Consider the following 3,188-nt stretch of genomic DNA (forward strand, 5'->3'; position numbering starts at 1 on the left):
TCAGAGCGTTTCTAACGGATCATCAGCTAGGAACAGAGCAGGCGCCCTGTTGGCACCTGTTCGCAGCCGATCTGGCTCGTTTCGACCTGAAGCCGCAGGTCGCGGCGCCTGCGCCAGCCGAGGCCAAGGCACTCGCACCGGGTCATGTACGCGATCGCTAACAGTGGGTGATCGTCCGAGGTTCAGCCTTCCGCCGTACTGCGGTGCTGGCGGTGACGGCCTGGTACGCCCCTTCGTCGGAGCGGTTACGAAGAGTGTCTGGTGGCTGGATGCGCCGGTGCGAGTGATGCAGCATCAGGTGGGCCGGCTGGAACTGCCGAGAGGCTGCGGAGGTAACTCGCCGAGATCGGAGCAGAGGTGGCCCCACCAGTCCGCGACAAGCTACGACGCCCGGTGGACCGAGGATGGCTGAACCGCAGCCCCGCCAGCCGTGTCACCGCCGGCCTGTCGTTCAGCGTCCCGGCCCGAGACGCGGCTCGACCTCGATCGTCAGCGCCAGTGCCCTTCCCTCCCTGTCCCGGTCTTTCACGACGCCGTGTGGAGGACCGATATGTCCTGCGCAGCCTCGACGCGTTGCTCCAGCTCCTTGACCTGGCCGCTGATGCAGCGCGCATACACCGCGAAGAGCATGGCCACACTTGTACCGGCCCACTCGGCGACCTGCGCCGGCGGGACGCCGTTGTTCAGCCATGTCGTCAAACAGGTGTGCCGCAGGTCGTAGATGCGTTTTCCGGTCGGCGAAGCGTAGACGTGCGGCGGCAGCGCCGCCTGGCGAGCATGGCCCCAGGCGCGGCGATAAACAGACCCGGCGAGAGGGCCGCCCCTCTCGCCTGAGAACAACCGATCACCGGGCTGCAGCCCGGCGGCAATGTGGTCCCGCAGGAGCCGGGTGAGGGACGGATGGCAAGGAACACTGCGGGTGCCGATAAATCATCCGCCCAGGTCACGATCTTGATCACTGATCTCCGCCGTACCCAGCACCTTCACCTGGCCAGGTAAGCGGCGGCATCATGATCTGTCGTGCTACTGCGCCTGGCCTACCTCGCCGCGACCAACGCCTTCGCCTTCCTGCGCCTCCTACCGATGAGCAATCGGGACAAGGACATCGAGATCCTTGCACTCCGACACCAGCTGCTGGTCCTGCAGCGCCAGGTCGGCAAGCCCGCCTTCACCGACACCGACCGCGCGATCCTCGCCGGCCTGCTCCACCACCTACCGATGGGCAAGCTGCGGCAGCTCTTGCTGCTGGTACGCCCCGACACGGTCCTCCGCTGGCACCGCAACCTACTCAAACGGCACCATGCCACGACCTGCATGCCGAAGCGGCGCGGACGCCCGCCCACCGTCCGCTCGATCCGCGCCCTGATCCTGCGCCTCGCCCGAGAGAACAGTTCCTGGGGGTACCGGCGCATCCACGGCGAACTCGCGTCGCTCGGCATCAAGGTCGCCGCCTCCACCGTCTGGGAAATCCTCAAAGAGCACGGCGTCCCGCCCGCCCCAGAACGTCAGAGCACGACGTGGGCCGACTTCCTGCGCAGTCAGGCCGACGCCCTGCTCGCGTGCGACTTCTTCGAAACCCGCACCCTGACCGGCGCGCGCCTGTATGTCTTCGCCGTCATTGAACACTCCACCCGGCGCATCCGGATCCTGGGCGCAACCGCACACCCCACCGCTCAGTGGGTGGTGCAGCTCGGACGCAACCTCGTCATGGACCTGGAGGATGCGGGCAGCAGGGCCAGGATCATGATCCGCGACCGCGACTCAAAGTTCACGCCGGCCTTCGACGCCGTGCTCGCCGACGCCGGACTCGAGATCGTCAGGAGCGGAGTCCGGATACCGCGAATGAACTCCATCATGGAGCACTGGATACAGACCTGCCGGCGCGAACTCCTCGACAGAACCCTGATCTGGAACCAGAGCCACCTTCTTGATGCGCTCCGCGAGTTCGAGACCTTCTACAACGAGCACCGACCGCACCGCACCCTCAAGCAAGCCGCTCCACTCCGCCCACTACCCAAGCCAACCAGCGTGCCAGGACAACTCAGACACCTGGAAGTCCGCCGACGAGACCGACTCGGCGGAACCCTTCACGAGTACCAACACGCCGCTTGACCAGGCCGGATGATTAATCGGCACCCGCAGTGACGCCCGAACTCGTTGAGCGCGTCCTCACCGCCAAAGCGATCGTCGACGACCGGCGCTCCGGACGATGCCGCGGCAGCGCCGGGTACTCCTGCCGGAACGCGGCCGTGCACGGCGCGCCCGCCTGTTTACGGCACCTGACCCGCGAGGAACTCGGTGTCGCCGCGCTGGCCCGGCGGTGGGCACAGCCGCTCGTTGACCGGTGGCTGCTCCAGCTTCCCCCGGCGTGCTGGTTCTGGCCGGTGCCCGACCTGAGCACCCTGCGCGCCCTGGACCACGCCACGGTCCTGGCCGCCTGGCAGCAGGACCGCTGCGCGATCTGTGCGACTCCGGGAAGACGCGGTGGCCAGCAAGGCACCCTCGTGCTCGATCATGACCACGAAACGGGTCTGAGCCGGGGCTATCTCTGCCACCGCTGCAACAAACGGGAAAGCCACAGCACGCCGGTCGACGGCCGCTACCCCAACTACCGGCGCCTGCCTCCCGCCGTGCTGCTGGGGCTGAGCTTCCGCTACAGCCAGAGAGCGCCCCAAGTGCCGACTGCTCGCACAGCGCCCGCCGGCCCTGCCCGCGACGACCTCCTGCGCTGGCTTCAAGTCGTCGACGTGCCGCTGGACCCGGTCGTACGCGCCTGGTCCGCTTCGGTTGAGGCCCGGGTCTGCTGCTTGCGGCTCTCCCGCAACTGCCGGGCGGCATCTTTCGCCGAGCGCTTCACCTAGGCCAGCTGCTGCGTGTTCCTTCCGCCGACTGGCGGCGCTGTTGTCTTTGCGTGAACGAACTGGTGCCGGGGGCGAGCTCGGCGCGCGCGTGGCCGCGGTGCCTGCCGTATCGGCGGTAGGCACCGCGGGCGGGGTGAGGGCGGTGTGGCGGCCGGTGGCCCACTGCTCCGCGGCTCCGGGGTCGGCGATCACCGCGCGCAGGCCGTCTCGATGTCGCGCTGGACTCGGTGATGTGCTGCCCGGCGCCTGGGGCGAGCTGTACAGCCCGGCAGACTTGAAGCTCAGGGGTTGTAGATCCAGACCTGGGCCTTGGCGTGCGAAGTCGGA

3 protein-coding genes are annotated in these 3,188 nt (G+C 67.8%); 2 read left to right on the forward strand and 1 reads right to left on the reverse strand.

The annotated features are described in order from the left end of the window. Window positions 1-525: 525 nt before the first annotated feature. Window positions 526-840 carry a hypothetical protein gene (locus tag GA0115240_RS36475; RefSeq protein ID WP_141709056.1) on the reverse strand — a complete coding sequence of 105 codons (315 nt, stop codon included), beginning with the start codon at window positions 838-840 and terminating at the stop codon, window positions 526-528. A 180-nt stretch (window positions 841-1,020) separates the two neighbouring features. Here GA0115240_RS36475 and GA0115240_RS33220 point away from each other — a divergent pair, with 180 nt between their 5' ends. After that, the gene (locus GA0115240_RS33220; RefSeq protein WP_093742580.1) at window positions 1,021-2,112 is read left to right on the forward strand and encodes an integrase core domain-containing protein; all 1,092 of its coding nucleotides are present in this window, start codon (window positions 1,021-1,023) and stop codon (window positions 2,110-2,112) included. Window positions 2,113-2,141: 29 nt separating this feature from the next. Next, the gene (locus GA0115240_RS33225; RefSeq protein WP_093742582.1) at window positions 2,142-2,861 is read left to right on the forward strand and encodes an endonuclease domain-containing protein; all 720 of its coding nucleotides are present in this window, start codon (window positions 2,142-2,144) and stop codon (window positions 2,859-2,861) included. Window positions 2,862-3,188 lie beyond the last annotated feature (327 nt).

It is taken from the genome of Streptomyces sp. DvalAA-14, from assembly GCF_900091855.1.
Lineage (GTDB): Bacteria > Actinomycetota > Actinomycetes > Streptomycetales > Streptomycetaceae > Actinacidiphila.